This window comes from Mycobacterium sp. URHD0025 (assembly GCF_000426065.1).
Lineage (GTDB): Bacteria > Actinomycetota > Actinomycetes > Mycobacteriales > Mycobacteriaceae > Mycobacterium.
This window is the reverse complement of the sequence record NZ_AUEQ01000006.1, coordinates 207,953-221,505: the sequence shown is the minus strand read 5'-3', so window position 1 is coordinate 221,505 and position 13,553 is coordinate 207,953. Positions and strand designations below refer to the sequence as shown.

13 protein-coding genes are annotated in these 13,553 nt (G+C 66.8%); 8 read left to right on the top strand and 5 right to left on the bottom strand.

All coding sequences use genetic code 11. From position 1 onward, the window contains the following. The first annotated feature begins 136 nt into the window (after positions 1–136). From H977_RS0105500 to H977_RS0105485, 4 genes are read left to right on the top strand one after another with little or no spacing between them, the layout of a single operon-like run. Positions 137–1,051: a class I SAM-dependent methyltransferase gene (locus tag H977_RS0105500; RefSeq protein ID WP_029106904.1), complete on the top strand. Its 915-nt coding sequence runs from the start codon at positions 137–139 to the stop codon at positions 1,049–1,051. 24 nt (positions 1,052–1,075) lie between these two features. Then, on the top strand, positions 1,076–2,008 hold the full coding sequence (locus tag H977_RS0105495) for a class I SAM-dependent methyltransferase (RefSeq protein WP_029106903.1): 933 nt from the start codon (positions 1,076–1,078) through the stop codon (positions 2,006–2,008). Between the two features lie 7 nt (positions 2,009–2,015). Continuing rightward, entirely contained in the window at positions 2,016–2,921 is a 906-nt protein-coding gene (locus tag H977_RS0105490) for a class I SAM-dependent methyltransferase (protein WP_029106902.1), read from the top strand. An 18-nt stretch (positions 2,922–2,939) separates the two neighbouring features. Further along, positions 2,940–3,860 carry a class I SAM-dependent methyltransferase gene (locus H977_RS0105485; protein ID WP_029106901.1) on the top strand — a complete coding sequence of 307 codons (921 nt, stop codon included), beginning with the start codon at positions 2,940–2,942 and terminating at the stop codon, positions 3,858–3,860. Positions 3,861–3,937: 77 nt separating this feature from the next. Here the strand turns inward: H977_RS0105485 and H977_RS0105480 are convergent, their stop codons facing one another. The 3 genes from H977_RS0105480 to H977_RS0105470 are packed head-to-tail and all read right to left on the bottom strand — an operon-like array spanning position 3,938 to position 6,818. Further along, positions 3,938–4,435: a DUF3830 family protein gene (locus H977_RS0105480; RefSeq protein ID WP_029106900.1), complete on the bottom strand. Its 498-nt coding sequence runs from the start codon at positions 4,433–4,435 to the stop codon at positions 3,938–3,940. Continuing rightward, a complete protein-coding gene (locus tag H977_RS0105475; RefSeq protein ID WP_029106899.1) occupies positions 4,432–5,838 on the bottom strand; it encodes an amidase in 1,407 nt (468 codons plus the stop codon). The genes H977_RS0105480 and H977_RS0105475 overlap by 4 nt, the downstream gene beginning before the upstream one ends. Beyond that, the gene (locus H977_RS0105470; protein ID WP_231395882.1) at positions 5,835–6,818 is read right to left on the bottom strand and encodes a D-2-hydroxyacid dehydrogenase; all 984 of its coding nucleotides are present in this window, start codon (positions 6,816–6,818) and stop codon (positions 5,835–5,837) included. The genes H977_RS0105475 and H977_RS0105470 overlap by 4 nt, the downstream gene beginning before the upstream one ends. Before the next feature lie 78 nt (positions 6,819–6,896). Between H977_RS0105470 and H977_RS0105465 the strand changes: the two genes are divergently transcribed. The 3 genes from H977_RS0105465 to H977_RS0105455 are packed head-to-tail and all read left to right on the top strand — an operon-like array spanning position 6,897 to position 9,044. Then, on the top strand, positions 6,897–7,634 hold the full coding sequence (locus H977_RS0105465) for a maleate cis-trans isomerase family protein (protein ID WP_353587244.1): 738 nt from the start codon (positions 6,897–6,899) through the stop codon (positions 7,632–7,634). A 40-nt stretch (positions 7,635–7,674) separates the two neighbouring features. Further along, positions 7,675–8,391: a maleate cis-trans isomerase family protein gene (locus H977_RS0105460; protein ID WP_029106896.1), complete on the top strand. Its 717-nt coding sequence runs from the start codon at positions 7,675–7,677 to the stop codon at positions 8,389–8,391. Next, complete coding sequence (locus H977_RS0105455) at positions 8,388–9,044, top strand: GntR family transcriptional regulator (RefSeq protein ID WP_029106895.1); 657 nt, start codon at positions 8,388–8,390, stop codon at positions 9,042–9,044. Before H977_RS0105460 ends, H977_RS0105455 begins: the two co-directional genes overlap by 4 nt. Here H977_RS0105455 and H977_RS32610 read toward each other — a convergent pair. After that, positions 9,030–10,478: an MFS transporter gene (locus H977_RS32610; RefSeq protein ID WP_231395897.1), complete on the bottom strand. Its 1,449-nt coding sequence runs from the start codon at positions 10,476–10,478 to the stop codon at positions 9,030–9,032. The two genes, H977_RS0105455 and H977_RS32610, sit on opposite strands and share 15 nt — an antisense overlap. A gap of 235 nt (positions 10,479–10,713) precedes the next feature. Next, complete coding sequence (sppA, locus tag H977_RS0105445) at positions 10,714–12,498, bottom strand: signal peptide peptidase SppA (protein ID WP_029106894.1); 1,785 nt, start codon at positions 12,496–12,498, stop codon at positions 10,714–10,716. Positions 12,499–12,582: 84 nt separating this feature from the next. On the opposite strand from sppA, the gene H977_RS0105435 reads away from it, so the two are divergent. Continuing rightward, positions 12,583–13,509 (top strand): LLM class flavin-dependent oxidoreductase, encoded by a 927-nt coding sequence (locus H977_RS0105435; protein ID WP_029106893.1) that lies wholly within the window; start codon positions 12,583–12,585, stop codon positions 13,507–13,509. Positions 13,510–13,553: the final 44 nt, after the last annotated feature.

Here is a 13,553-nt window from a genome sequence, read left to right as displayed (position 1 = left end):
ATCGGTCGGTGTGCGCCCGAAGATCCGCCCCGAAAACGAGCGGAGCTTCCCTTCAGAATCGGAGCGTACAGTCGGCGGCAGCTCATTACACCACCTAACTAACACGTTGACATTCACTGAACAAAAGGGGGAATTCATGGCCCGCACGGCTGACGACACCTGGGACCTGGCCTCCAGTGTGGGCGCCACGGCGACAATGGTCGCGGCGGCGCGCGCGATGGCAACCAACGCCGATGATCCGGTGATCGACGACCCGTTCGCCGCTCCCCTGGTTCGTGCCGTCGGAATGGACTTCTTCACCACACTGGCCGACGAGAACTTCAGCACCGAAGGCCTCGACGAGGAGGCCGCGACCGGACTGACGCGCTTCGCCAACGGCATGGCCGCCCGCACCCGCTTCTTCGACGACTTCTTCTTGGACGCCTGCCGGGCCGGCATCCGGCAGGCGGTGATCCTGGCGGCCGGGCTGGACTCACGGGCCTATCGGCTGCCGTGGCCGGACGGCACCGTCGTCTACGAGATCGACCAGCCACAGGTCATCGAGTTCAAGACCGAGACCCTGGCGAAGCTCGGGGCCGTCCCGACGACCGATCGGCGCACCGTCGCCATCGATCTGCGGTTCGACTGGCCCGCAGCGCTGGCCGAGGCCGGCTTCGACCCGTCGGCGCCGACGGCATGGATCGCCGAGGGATTGCTGGGTTACCTGCCGGGAGACGCCCAGGACCGTTTGCTCGATCAGGTCACTGAGCTGAGCGCCCCCGGTAGCCGTTTCGGTGTCGAAGGCGTGCCGGCCACCGAGACGAACGACGAGGAGACCATCCGGGCCCGGATGCAGGAGTTCACCGATCGCTGGCGTGCCCACGGCCTCGACATGGACCTCAACGAACTGATCTTCCTCGGTGATCGTGCCGATGTGACGACGTATCTGGAAGGCCATGCCTGGCGGACCGTCGGCATCTCATCGAACGATCTGCTGATCCGCACGGGTCTGCCACCGGTCGAAGACGAGGCCCACGCGGCCTCTGTGCTCTACATCACTGCCGAGAAATAACAGCCGAGAAGTCAGGGGAACTCGATGGCACGGTCCGACACCGACAGTTGGGATCTGGCTTCCAGCGTGGGTGCGACGGCGACGATGGTCGCCGCAGCCCGAGCGATCGCCAGTGCTGAACCGGATCCACTGATCAACGACCCCTACGCCGCGGACCTGGTCCGCGCCGTCGGCGTCGAGTTCTTCACCAAGCTCGTCGACGGCGAGATCGCCCTCGACGGCGAACTGGCCGAAGGCGCCGAGATGATGATCGGCATCATGGCGGTGCGGACGAAGTTCTTCGACGACTTCTTCACTTCCGCCGCCGGAGGCGGCAATTCCACAGGTGCCGCCGGAGGCGGCGGGATCCGCCAGGCAGTGATCCTGGCCTCGGGGCTGGATTCACGCGCCTACCGACTGCCGTGGCCGGACGGCACGGTGGTCTATGAGATCGACCAGCCTGAGGTGATCGGCGCCAAGACGGCCACCATGGCCCAGATCGGAGCCACTCCCACGGCCGAACGCCGCACCGTGGCCATCGATCTGCGTGACGACTGGCCGGCGGCGCTTCGGGCCGCCGGGTTCGATCCGGCCGCACCGAGCGCATGGAGTGCCGAGGGCCTGCTGGCCTATCTGCCGCCCGAGGCGCAGGACCGGTTGTTCGACAACATCACCGCGCTCAGCGCCCCCGGCAGCCGGCTGGCCACCGAGTTCCATCCCGACATCGCGGCGAACCTGCGCGAGCGGGGCAACGCGATGAGCGAGCAGTGGCGGCAGCACGGTCTCGACCTCGATCTGGCCAACCTCTGGTACGACGGAGAGCGTAATTCGGTGGTCGACTATCTCACCGACAGCGGATGGACGGTGACAGCACGCCGACGGCCCGAGCTGTTCGCCGAGTACGGCCGCGAGTTCCCCACCGGAGAAGCCGCTGCGCCGCAACGCAACTCGCAGGCCGTCATCGCGATACGAAACTAGGAGAACCATGGCACGCACAGAAGGCGACACCTGGGATCTGGCCACCAGCGTCGGGGCGACCGCGACGGGCGTCGCGGCCTCGCGCGCGCTGGCCACCAAGCAATCCGAGCCCCTGATCAACGACCCGTACGCGGACGCCCTGGTCCGTGCGGTTGGCCTCGAACACAGCATCCGGATCGCCGACGGCGAGGTGTGCATCGAGGGCGATCTGATGCTCGACCGGCAGCGGATGTGTGAGCAGATCGCCGTCCGCACCCGGTTTTTCGACGACTTCTTCACCACCGCCAGTGACGCGGGTATCCGGCAGGCGGTGATCCTGGCCTCCGGTCTGGACACCCGCAGTTACCGGCTGCCCTGGCCGGCGGGCAGCGTGGTGTTCGAGGTGGACCAGCCCGCGGTCCTGGAGTTCAAGACCGGCACGCTGACCGATCTCGGGGCCCAGCCGGCCGCCGAGCTTCACACTGTGCCGGTCGACCTGCGCGACGACTGGCCGAAAGCCCTGCGTGACAACGGCTTCGATCCTCAGAGCCCGACCGCCTGGATCGCCGAGGGTCTGCTGATCTACCTGCCGCCCGAAGCCCAGGACCGGCTGTTCGACAACATCACCGCGCTCAGCGCTCCGGGTAGCCGGCTCGCCACTGAGCACATGGACACCGCCGCAATGTCGAAGGACTGGTCGGCGCGGGTCAGTGAATGGTCCAAGAAAGTCGGCACCGACGTCGATCTGCTGGACCTGTTCTACTCCGGCGACCGAGCCTCCGCCCGCGATTACCTCTCCGCGCAGGGGTGGGACGTCACGGTGCAGTCCACCCGGGCCGCCTACGAATCGCACGGTTTCGCCTATCCCGACGAACTTGAGGAGATAGCCGGCGATTCTGGTTATCTGTCGGCAACATTCAAGACATCGAACTAGACGACCGGGGGACGCACCATGGCACGTACCGAGGGTGACAGCTGGGATCTGGCCTCCAGCGTCGGAGCGACCGCAACGATGGTGGCGGCCGGGCGGGCGGTCGCCAGCCTGGACTCACACGGACTGATCGACGATCCGTTCGCCGCGCCGTTGGTTCGTGCGGTGGGCATCGACGTGTTCACCAAGATGGTCGATGGCGAGCTGAGCCTGGAGGCGCTGGGGCAATTCGCCCCGGACGCCGCCGAGCGGGCCCGCGCCAACATCGACGAAATGGCGGTGCGTACGCGCTTTTTCGATGACTACTTCATCGCCGCGGGCAAGGCGGGCATCCGGCAGGCGGTGATCTTGGCCTCGGGCCTGGACTCGCGCGCGTACCGCCTGCCCTGGCCCGAGGGAACCGTCGTCTACGAGATCGACCAGCCCGAGGTGATCGAGTTCAAGACCCGCACGCTCGCGGACCTGGGCGCCGCACCGACCGCCGAACGCCGCACCGTACCGGTCGACCTGCGCGACGATTGGCCGGCCGCCCTGCAGGCGGCGGGATTCGATCCGGCCAAACCGACCGCGTGGTGTGCCGAGGGTCTGCTGATCTACCTGCCGCCCGAGGCACAGGACCGGTTGTTCGACAACATCGCCGCGCTCAGCGCAGCCGGTAGCGCGGTGGCCACGGAGTTCGTACCAGCGCTCAAGGATTTCGACCCGGAGAAGGCGCGCGCCGCTACCGCGGCGTTCAGCCAGATGGGTTTGAACTTGGACATGCCGTCGCTGATCTACCACGGCGAAAGGCATTCGGCCGCCGACTATCTGAGCGCCAAGGGCTGGCAGATGACCGGGGTGGTCCGCTCGGAGCTGTTCGTCCGTCACGGCCTGCCGGTACCGGCCCGCGACGACAACGACCCGATGGGCGAGATCGTCTACGTCAGCGGTACTTTGGGCTGAACACCGGGCGATCCGGCGTTACGCGGCGGATTACAGTCAGTATCGAGCACCGATCCGCCGCGTACATGCCGCCTGAATCACGACAGCCGGGCGAAGCGCAACGTCTCGCCTCTGGCTCCGCCCATCCACAGGTCCTGACAGGCCGCGGTCATGTCCTCGAGCCCCTCGACGATCTCGCCGAACACGTTGCCGGGCACCCAGCCCTGATCCCCGTTGATCAGCAGATTGTTGCGGCCGTAGAACAGTGCGAGGTCGACGATCGCACCGGTGGTCCCGGTACCTGCGCTGTCCTCGTAACCGTATGCGGGGTTGCCCAGATCATCGGAGTCGAACGAGAACCAGCACAGGTCTCCGGGGATCGGCGTGACCGTGGTGTTCTCTTTACCGGGATCGGCACCGAATGCCGGTAGCAGAGTGTAGATCTCGTTGCGGGCGTACTTGCCGTGATACACCTGCGCGGCCAGCGGTAAGGCCTCCCACACGGCGGCACATGTTCGCGGCGCCTGTCCGTCGAGCAGCCGGGCAACGCAACTGACGCCGTGTTTGTCCAGCGATACGGTGATCAACCGGCTCATGCATCCTCCTTTGTGAGCATCGCCGGCGCGTGGCGATGCCAGTCCGTGACGCCCTGGTAGGCGTCCCCCACCCGCAGTACCAAGGCATCCGCGTGCCGGGGACCGACGATCTGCATCCCGATGGGCAGGCCGCTCGAGCTGAACCCGCACGGCACCGAAAGTGCTGGCTGCTGCGTCAGATTGAACGGGTAGGTGTACGGCGTCCAGCTCGTCCAGTCCGGCGAGGGCGAACCAGCGGGGACGTCGCGGCCCGTGGCGAATGCGGTCAGCGGCAGCGTCGGTGTGATCAGGACATCGTAGGTCTGGTGGAACCGGCCCATCAGTTCTCCGAGCTTCATCCGGACGGCGGTCGCGTCCAGATAGTCCGATGCGGTGAAGGTCGTCCCGATTTCGGCTGTGCGTCGCAGACCCGGATCGATCCGCCCGGCGTCAGGGCCACTCAGCTTGCCTTCCAACACCTTTGCCTCACCGGCGAACCACAGGACGTGGAAGGCATGGACCGGATCGGCGAAGCCGGGGTCGACTTCCTCGACGCATGCCCCGGCGGCGGCGAGCACCTCCACCGCGGCTCGCACCGCGATGTCCACCTCGGGATCGTTGGCGCCGAAGCCGCAATTCGGCGAGTAGGCGACCCGCAATCCTGTGATCGGTTGGCCGAGAGCCGCGGTGAAGGGCGAACTCGGAGAAGGCATGGCCGACCAGTCACGGGCATCGAATCCGGTGATGACGTCCAGCAACGCGGCGACGTCGGCGACCGTCCGCGCCATGGGGCCGGCATGCGAGAGGGTGCCGAACGGGCTCGGTGGATACAGCGGGATCAGACCGTAGGTCGGTTTGAGCGCTACGGTGCCGGTGAACGCGGCAGGGATGCGCACCGAACCACCGCCATCGGTGCCCACCGACCACGCCCCCATGCCGATCGCCACCGCCGCCGCGCTGCCGCCACTGGACCCGCCTGCCGTCATCCCCGGGTTCCACGGGTTTCCGGTCACTCCGTAGCGAGGCGAGTCGGTCACGCCCTTCCACGAGTACTCCGGCGTGGTGGTCTTGCCCAGCAGGACCGCGCCGGATTCCCGCAACCGCGCCACACTGGGCGCATCCTCCTGCCACGGGCCCGCATCGTCGATCTGCCAGCTGCCCCGCAACGTCGGCCAGCCCCGGGTCCAGAGCGCATCCTTGATCGACGTCGGGATGCCATCGGCAGGGCCGAGCGGATTCCCTTGATACCAACGCTTTTCGGATTCACACGCGGCGGCCATCGCACCGTCGGAGTCGACGAGCACAAACGCGTTGACCGCGTCGTTGTGGCGATCGATGGCGGACAGGGCCGCGTCGGTCGCCTCCACCGGCGAGATCCTCTTGTCCCGGTAGGCCGCGAGCAATTCGACAGCCTGCGGGATCACGATGTCGCTCCGGAGACGTAACCCAGCTTCTTGTCCACCACATTGACCAACGGTTGCCCGCGCAGCCACCGTCGCGCATTGTCGGCGAACTGAGCGGCCAGGGTGTCGCGGAACCCGATGACGTCACCGGACATGTGCGCGGTGATGACGGCACCCGGCGCGTCCCACAACGGGTGATCGGCGGGCAGCGGCTCGGTGCCGAACACATCGAGGGTCGCGCCACCGATACGGCGTTCGGTCAGCGCGGCAAGCAGCGCATCCTCGTCGAGGATCGGTCCGCGCGCGATATTGACAAGGTGCGCATCGGGTTTCATCGCCTCCAGCACGCCCGCATCGACAAGTCCTCGCGTGGCCGGAGTGAGCGGCGCGGCCAGCACCAGGTGATCGCACCAGCCGACGGCCGCGGCCAGGTCGCCGCTGTCCACCACCGTGCCGAAATCCGGATCCTGTTCGACCGCAATGCGTCCGGCGCCGCGCACCGCCAGACCGGCCGCGCGCAGCAAGCGGGCGATCTCGCGGCCGATGCTGCCGGTGCCGACCACGAGTACGTGCGCACCGGCGACGCTCCGGGTCTCACGATGGCGCCACTCATGGCGACGTTGGAAATCGAAGCTGGTCTGACTGCCCTTGGCATACGCGATCACCGCGCCGAGCACGTATTCGGCTATGGGACGGTCGAATACGCCTCGGGCATTGGTGACCACGACGTCGGACTCACGCAACCCGTCGAACAGCAGGGTGTCGACACCGGCCGCCGCGACGTGAACCCACTCCAGCGCGTGTGCGTCTGCCCACACCTCACGCAGGGCGGTCGAGAAGTAGTCCCACAGCAGCAGAGCGCGTGCACCCGCGACAGCCTGCGCCAGCCCCTCCGCGTCGCAGTACCGGAATTCGGCGTCTAGTCCGCTCAGGCCGGGTACCCGGTCGGTCTCACGCTCGCACAAAACCGCGATCACCGGGCGGGTTGCGTGGGGCGGCACCATTCGAGGCTAGGAACGCGTTCGTAGGATTGTCAACAATCTGTTGCCGGTTGGGCCTGTCGGCCTCACACTATGGACATGACACTCGAGGAAGTCGTTCCTCCCCCGCCATTGCAGCAGGTGGGGATAGGTGTCGTGACGCCACACGACTTCGCTCTCGACCGCGAACTGTGGCGCTGGGTGCCCGATGACGTCAGCCTCTATGTCACCCGGTTGCGGTACGTGCCGATGCAGGTGACTGTCGACATGGCGGTGCACGTCTCCGAACCCGAGCAGGTCGAGGCCGGTGCCGCGAATGTGCTCGCGGTGTCGCCACTGGTCACGGCATACGCATGCACCTCGGGAAGCTTCGTCAAGGGCATGGCCGGTGAGGCCGCACTGGTGGCGGCCATGCGTGCGGCGGGCGCCCCCGCAGCGGTGACCACGAGCGGTTCGATGCTGGCCGCACTGCGGCACCTCGGGGTCAAGACGGTCGCCACCGTCACTCCCTACACCACGGATCTGACCAGCGGGCTGACCAGTTACCTCATGGAGGCCGGGGTGGAGGTGGCCGCCACCGCGGGCCTGGGGATGACCTCGCGGATCTGGGCCGTGCCTTACGAGACCACGGCCGAACTCGTGCGCTCCACCGACTGCCCGGACGCGGAGGCCATCGTCATCAGTTGCACGAATCTGCCTACCTACGATCTGATCTGCCGACTGGAGCACGAGCTCGGCAAGCCCGTGGTCACCGCCAATCAGGTGACCATGTGGGCCGCCCTGGCGGTCGCGGGACGCAAGGCCGTCGGCGCCGGGCAGCGGCTGCTGGAACTCTGAGCGCGTGCAAGTGACAAGGCGGCCATTGAAAGGAAGAAGCATGGCCACGGTGGGCATCCTCTATCCCGGGCACAGCGCCGAGGACGACTTCGCCGTGGTGGAAGCGCGGGTACCCACAGTCCGGTTGCCGGTCGCGATCACGTCCGTCGGCGAGGACGCGCATCGTGTCGATGCCCTTCTCGACCTCGGCCGGACCGAGCGCCTCGCCGAAGGTGCCGCACGATTGGGCACGGCACGTCCGGACTCGATGATGTGGGCCTGCACGTCCGGCAGTTTCGTCTTCGGCCGTGACGGTGCGCGGCGTCAAGCCGCCGACGTGGCCGACGCCTCCGGCGTCCCCGCGTCATCCACATCCATCGCCTTCGTAGATGCGTTGCAGCACATGGGTATACATCGGGTTTCGGTGGCGGCGTCCTATCCCGCGGAAGTGGCGGCACACTTCGCCTCATTCCTGTCGGGCGGCGGCGTTGATGTGGTGTCGATGGGAAGCCACGGCATCGTCACGGCGGCCGAGGTGGGCCGGCTCGGACGGACACATGTCATCGACATGGTCCGTGCCGCCGACCATCCCGATGCCGAGGCGGTGCTGGTTCCCGACACCGCCATGCACACACTGGAATTCATCGACCAGCTGGAATCCGCTATCGGCAAGCCCGTGCTCACCGCCAACCAGGTGACCGTATGGAAGGGCCTGCAACTGCTGGGCCTGCTACCGCCCATAGCCGGACTCGGCAGGCTGTTCGGAGCGGTGCGATGACCGACTTCATCACGCCCGTCGAGCAGGTGTCGACACCGAGCATCGTCGCCGACAAGCTCCGGCAGGCCATCGCATACGGCGAACTCGTACCCGGCACGCAACTCGGCGAGGTCGAGTTGGCCCGCAGGTTCGGGGTGAGCCGAGGCCCGGTCCGAGAGGGCATGCAACGTCTCGCCCAGGAGGGGCTGCTGATCGCGATCCGCAATCGCGGAGTGTTCGTCAACTCCATGGACGCCGACGAGATCCGCGACATGTACCTGGCCCGCGAGGCCATCGAACGGACCGCGAGCCGTCAGGTCCTGCAGGGTGACTACGCCGCGGCCGGTGATGCGCTGCTCGCCGTGGTCGACGAAATGGCCGCGGCGGGCGACCTTGACGACGTGAGCGAGGCGGACATGCGGTTCCACGAGCTACTCGTCGAACTCGCCGGCAGTCCACGGCTTTCCCGTCTACAGCAGACGTTCCTGGTGGAGACCAGGATGTGCGTTCATGCGCTGGCCGACACCTACGACGACCCCACCGACCGCGTGAACGAACATCAGGCCCTCGCCTGCGCCATCCGATCCGGGGACGTCGCACTCACCGACAAGCTGATGCTGGCCCACATGGAGGACGCCGTCGAGCGGTTGATCGCCCGGCTACCGGCCGGCTGACGTCGTCGATGTGCCGGCGTCGGTGCCGGGCTCGGTTCCGGGTCCGGGTCCGGGATCGGTCTGACTCTCCACCTCGGGCTCGGTCTCGTAATCGAGCTGCGCCGGCGCTTCCGGCGTTCCGGGTATCTCGGTGCCGCTGATCGGGCAACGCGCCGTCTCCGGCACCTTGATCAACGCGATCATCCCGATCACGCAGGCGATCATCATGTAGTAGGCAGGCACCAGTTGGTCACCGGTCTTCCCGACTACCCAATCATTGACCGCCGGAGCCGTACCGCCGAACAGCGATGTCGACACGTTGTAGGCGATGGCAAAACCGGCGTAACGCACCTGGGTGGGGAACATCGCCGGGAAAGTCGCGGAGATGGTGGACAGCTGGGGCACATAGAGCAGGCCCAGCACCGCGAAGGCGATGATCGCACCGACCATGTTCGTCGCCATCAACAGGAACATCGGGATACCGGCGATGAAGAGGCCGATCAGCGAGAACCACCACATCGGTTTACGGCCCACCCGGTCGGAGATGTGGCCCGACAACGGCAGGAACACCATCATCGACAGCATGCCGATGATGGGTACCACCAAGGAGTGGCTGCTCGACAAACCGATCGTCTGTTCCAGGTACGTCGGCATGTAGGTGAGCAGCGTGTAATTGACCACGTTGAGCGCGACGACCAAACCGCCCAATCGCAGGATGGGCCCCCAGTATTCGACCACCAGATCCTTGAGCTCAGACGCGGGTCCGCCTTCCCGCTCCCCCTTCGCTTCGAGCTCGCGGAAGATCGGGGTGTCCTCCAGCTTCGAACGCAGGTAGACACCGACCAGGCCGAGCGGGGCTGCCACGAGAAATGGCAGCCGCCAACCCCATTGCCCCATCTGGTCATCGGACAGCAGCGCGGAGAATCCGAGCATCAACAGCGCACCAAGCGAAAAGCCCGCGAGAGTGCCGAATTCCAGGAAACTGCCGAGGAAACCGCGCCGGCGCGACGGCGCGTACTCGGCCATGAATGTCGCGGCTCCGCCGTATTCTCCTCCGGTGGAGAAACCCTGGATCATCCGCAGCCCGACCATGAGAACCGGGGCCCACATCCCGATCGCGGCGTAGGACGGAATCAGCCCGGCGCAGAACGTCGCGCCCGCCATCAGCACGATGGTGATCGCAAGCACGTGTTTGCGGCCGAGCCGGTCGCCGAGGGGTCCCCAGACGAAGCCGCCGAGTGGGCGGACGAGGAACGACACCGCGAACGTCGCAAGGGCCAGCAATGTGGCCTGTTGGGCGTCTCCGGGGAATATGGCAGCGGAGATGTAGCCCACGCCATATGCGTAAATGCCGTAGTCGAACCATTCGGTGGCGTTACCGATCGCCGATGCGGCGATCGCCCGCTTCAGTACGCCAGGGTCCGGCGAAGTCTCGGCAGGTTCGCGATAGTCGATCTCGGGTTTGTCTCCAAAGCCCCTGATCGGGCTTTTATGCGCGGGCACGAGTCCTCCATGTGTCTGACGACACCGTTCCCCGCCGCGCAATCTGTTACGGCTGCTCTGACTGGGTTGAACACCGCAGGGCCAGGCCGTCGTTTCGTCGACAATTCATCAGTTGCCAAGATCTGACGTTACATCTCCCCTGTGGGCTGTGCACCGCGGAGTTACCCTGTCGCAATTATCTCCTGCGTCAAAATCGGTATTCGCCCAGCCAGAGCGCGTTGGCCCCGGTGAACGTCCGCCCGGCACTTTCGAGCGCGCCCGCGACCGACTGGCCGAGCAGGCTGCCGACCGCCTGCGGCAACGACGCCGCTGCCGGCTGCGAGGAAGGCTTGGGCCGCAACATGTCCAGCCAGGAGGAGCCCGGGTAGTTCAGCACCCGCACCTTGGTGTCGGGTTCCAGCCCGGCCAGGACCTTGGCCCGGATGATCGCGGTTCGCAGCCCACCGAGTTCGTCGACGAGACCGCGCTCCTTGGCGTCGGCCCCGGTCCAGATCCGTCCCCGGGCCACACCGTCGACCTGTTCGACCGACAGTTTGCGGCCCTCGGCCACCCGCGAGATGAAATCGGTGTAGCACAGATCGGTCTCGGCTTCGATCTGGGCGCGCTGCTCATCGGTGAACGGCGAGTTCGACGACCAGGCATCGGCATTGGGGTTGGTACGCAGGGAATCCGATCCGACCCCGAGCTTGTCCTTGAGCTCGCGCGATATCAACTTGCCGGTGATCACGCCGATGGATCCGGTGATGGTGCCCGCGTTGGCCACGATCTCGTCGGCCGCCATCGACACGTAGTAACCGCCCGACGCCGCGACCGAACCCATCGAGGCGACGACCGGCTTGCCGCGCTCACGGGCCCGAACCACCTCGCGCCAAATGGTTTCCGACCCGGTGACCGAGCCGCCGGGGCTGTCCACCCGAAGCACGATCGCCGACACGTCGTCGTCGGCTGCGGCCTCACGCAGGGCGGCCGCGATCGTGTCACCACCGGCATTGGAGCCACCGAACGGCAGAATCTGTGGGCCGCCGCGGCCGCTCACGATAGGCCCGTGCAGGGTCACCACGGCGACGGTGGGCTTGGCCTTGCGACCGGGTATCGGCGGTACCGGCACTTTGGGAGCAGTCCGCGCGTAACGCGAAAGGTAAAGGCGCGGAAGAGCATCCGGGTGACTGTCGGCATCCGCGCCGGCCTCGACCGGGCCGCCGGACAGTTCACCGATCCGCGAATAGGCCTCGTCACGGAAACCGATCCGGTCGACCAGGCCGGCGGTGACCGCATCGTCGCGCAGCACCGGGGCTCTGTCGGCCAGCGCGTTGATCGTGTCGACGGGAAGTTGCCGTGATTCGGCGATGGCCTGCCACACCTGCGACTGCAGGCTCTCGATCATGCGGCCGTCAGCCTCGCGTTGGGCATCGGTGTAGCGGTCCTCGGTGAAAACGTTTGCGGCGGACTTGTATTCACCGCGTGCCACGAACTGTGCCTCGATACCCGCCTTGTCGAGCGCATCACGCAGGAACGTCGCGTTGGTGGCGAAACCGACCAGACCGACCGAGCCCGACGGCTGCATCCACACCTCGCGAAACGCCGATGCCAGGTAGTAGGACAGCGTGCCCGGGTACGTCTCCGCCCAGGCCAACGTGGGCTTGACGTCGCTGAACGCTGCGATGGCATCGCGCAATTCCTGCACGGCGCCCGGTGCGGCAGCGGGCAGTTGCACCCGTGCAATCAGCCCGGCGACCCGATCGTCCTCGGCGGCGCGGTGGATCGCCGCGACGGTCTGCCGCAGGAGCAGCGGGCGACCCCCACCCGCGATCACGGCCAGCGGATCGAAGCCGCTGGTCTCCGCCGGTGTGGACTGCAGGTCCAACTCCAGTACGCACCCGCTGGGAACTCCGTTGTGCCGGGCCGTGTCAACGCGCCGGACCAATGTCTTCAGATCGTCCTGGCCGGGAATTCGTGGGAGAAAGGCGAACATGGAACGAGCCTACCGATCGGTGGATTCTGCGCGCGCCGACGAGAAATCGGTCCGGTCCGGGCGCACCGTCGTACCGTGATACGGGTGACGTTTTCCATCTCGCTCCCGCAACTCGACCACGACGGCTTCGACGACGCGGGTTTCAAGGCATATCTGGCCCGCGCCGAGGAACTCGGATTCGAGGGCGGTTGGACGATCGAGCAGACCGTGGGACCGGCACCGACGATCGCCCCGCTGGAGCTGCTGTCCTACGCCGCTGCGGTCACCACGACGCTGCGGTTGGGGGTGGCGGTCCTCGTCACCTCACTGCACGATCCGCTGCAGCTGGCTTCTGCGATCACCGCCGCGGACCGGCTCAGCCACGGCCGCCTCGACGTCGGCGTGGCGCCCGGCGGAGGCTTCCGGCAGTTCCCGGCCTTCGGGGTGGACCCCTCGACCTTCGTCTCCAGCTTCACCGAAGGCCTCGAGTTGATGAAGGCCGCCTGGTCGGACGAGCCCCGCATCACCTTCCACGGCCGGTTCCGCGATGTCGACGACCTGGCCATCAGTCCCAAACCCGTTCAGCGTCCGCATCCGCCGATCTGGTTCGGAGCCAATGCCCCGGCAGCACTGGCCCGGGCCGTGAGGCATGGTGACGCATTTCTGGGCGCCGGCTCCTCAACCACCGCGGCCTTCGCCGAATCGGTGCGCACGGTGCGCCGGGAGATCGACGAACAGGGCAAGGACCCGAGCGCATTCCGGATCGGCAAGCGGGTGTACCTGATCGTCGACGACGACGGCGCCCGCGCCAGAGAGCGGGTGGACGCGGGCCTGGCGCGGATCTACGGAGACCGGCCGGGACTGGCGGATGTGGCGGTGGCCGGTACAGCGGACGAGGTGGTGCGGGGCCTGCGCGAGGTTCTGGACGCAGGCGCGCAGACCATCCTGCTCAATCCCACGGGCGCGACGATCACCGAGGATCGCGAGCAGATGGAGCGATTGGCCGCCGACGTGATTCCGCACCTCACCTAGTTTGCCGAGCAGACACAAAACTGCCCCAAAACCGAAGTCTTGGG

Excerpts from the sequence above, each read along its gene's own strand:
- H977_RS0105485 (WP_029106901.1), top strand. The coding sequence starts at position 2,940 with ATGGCACGTACCGAGGGTGACAGCTGGGATCTGGCCTCCAGCGTCGGA.
- H977_RS0105460 (WP_029106896.1), top strand. The coding sequence starts at position 7,675 with ATGGCCACGGTGGGCATCCTCTATCCCGGGCACAGCGCCGAGGACGAC.
- H977_RS0105455 (WP_029106895.1), top strand. The coding sequence starts at position 8,388 with ATGACCGACTTCATCACGCCCGTCGAGCAGGTGTCGACACCGAGCATC.
- sppA (WP_029106894.1), bottom strand. The coding sequence starts at position 12,498 with ATGTTCGCCTTTCTCCCACGAATTCCCGGCCAGGACGATCTGAAGACA.
- H977_RS0105490 (WP_029106902.1), top strand. The coding sequence starts at position 2,016 with ATGGCACGCACAGAAGGCGACACCTGGGATCTGGCCACCAGCGTCGGG.
- H977_RS0105500 (WP_029106904.1), top strand. The coding sequence starts at position 137 with ATGGCCCGCACGGCTGACGACACCTGGGACCTGGCCTCCAGTGTGGGC.
- H977_RS0105465 (WP_353587244.1), top strand. The coding sequence starts at position 6,897 with ATGACACTCGAGGAAGTCGTTCCTCCCCCGCCATTGCAGCAGGTGGGG.
- H977_RS0105495 (WP_029106903.1), top strand. The coding sequence starts at position 1,076 with ATGGCACGGTCCGACACCGACAGTTGGGATCTGGCTTCCAGCGTGGGT.
- H977_RS0105480 (WP_029106900.1), bottom strand. The coding sequence starts at position 4,435 with ATGAGCCGGTTGATCACCGTATCGCTGGACAAACACGGCGTCAGTTGC.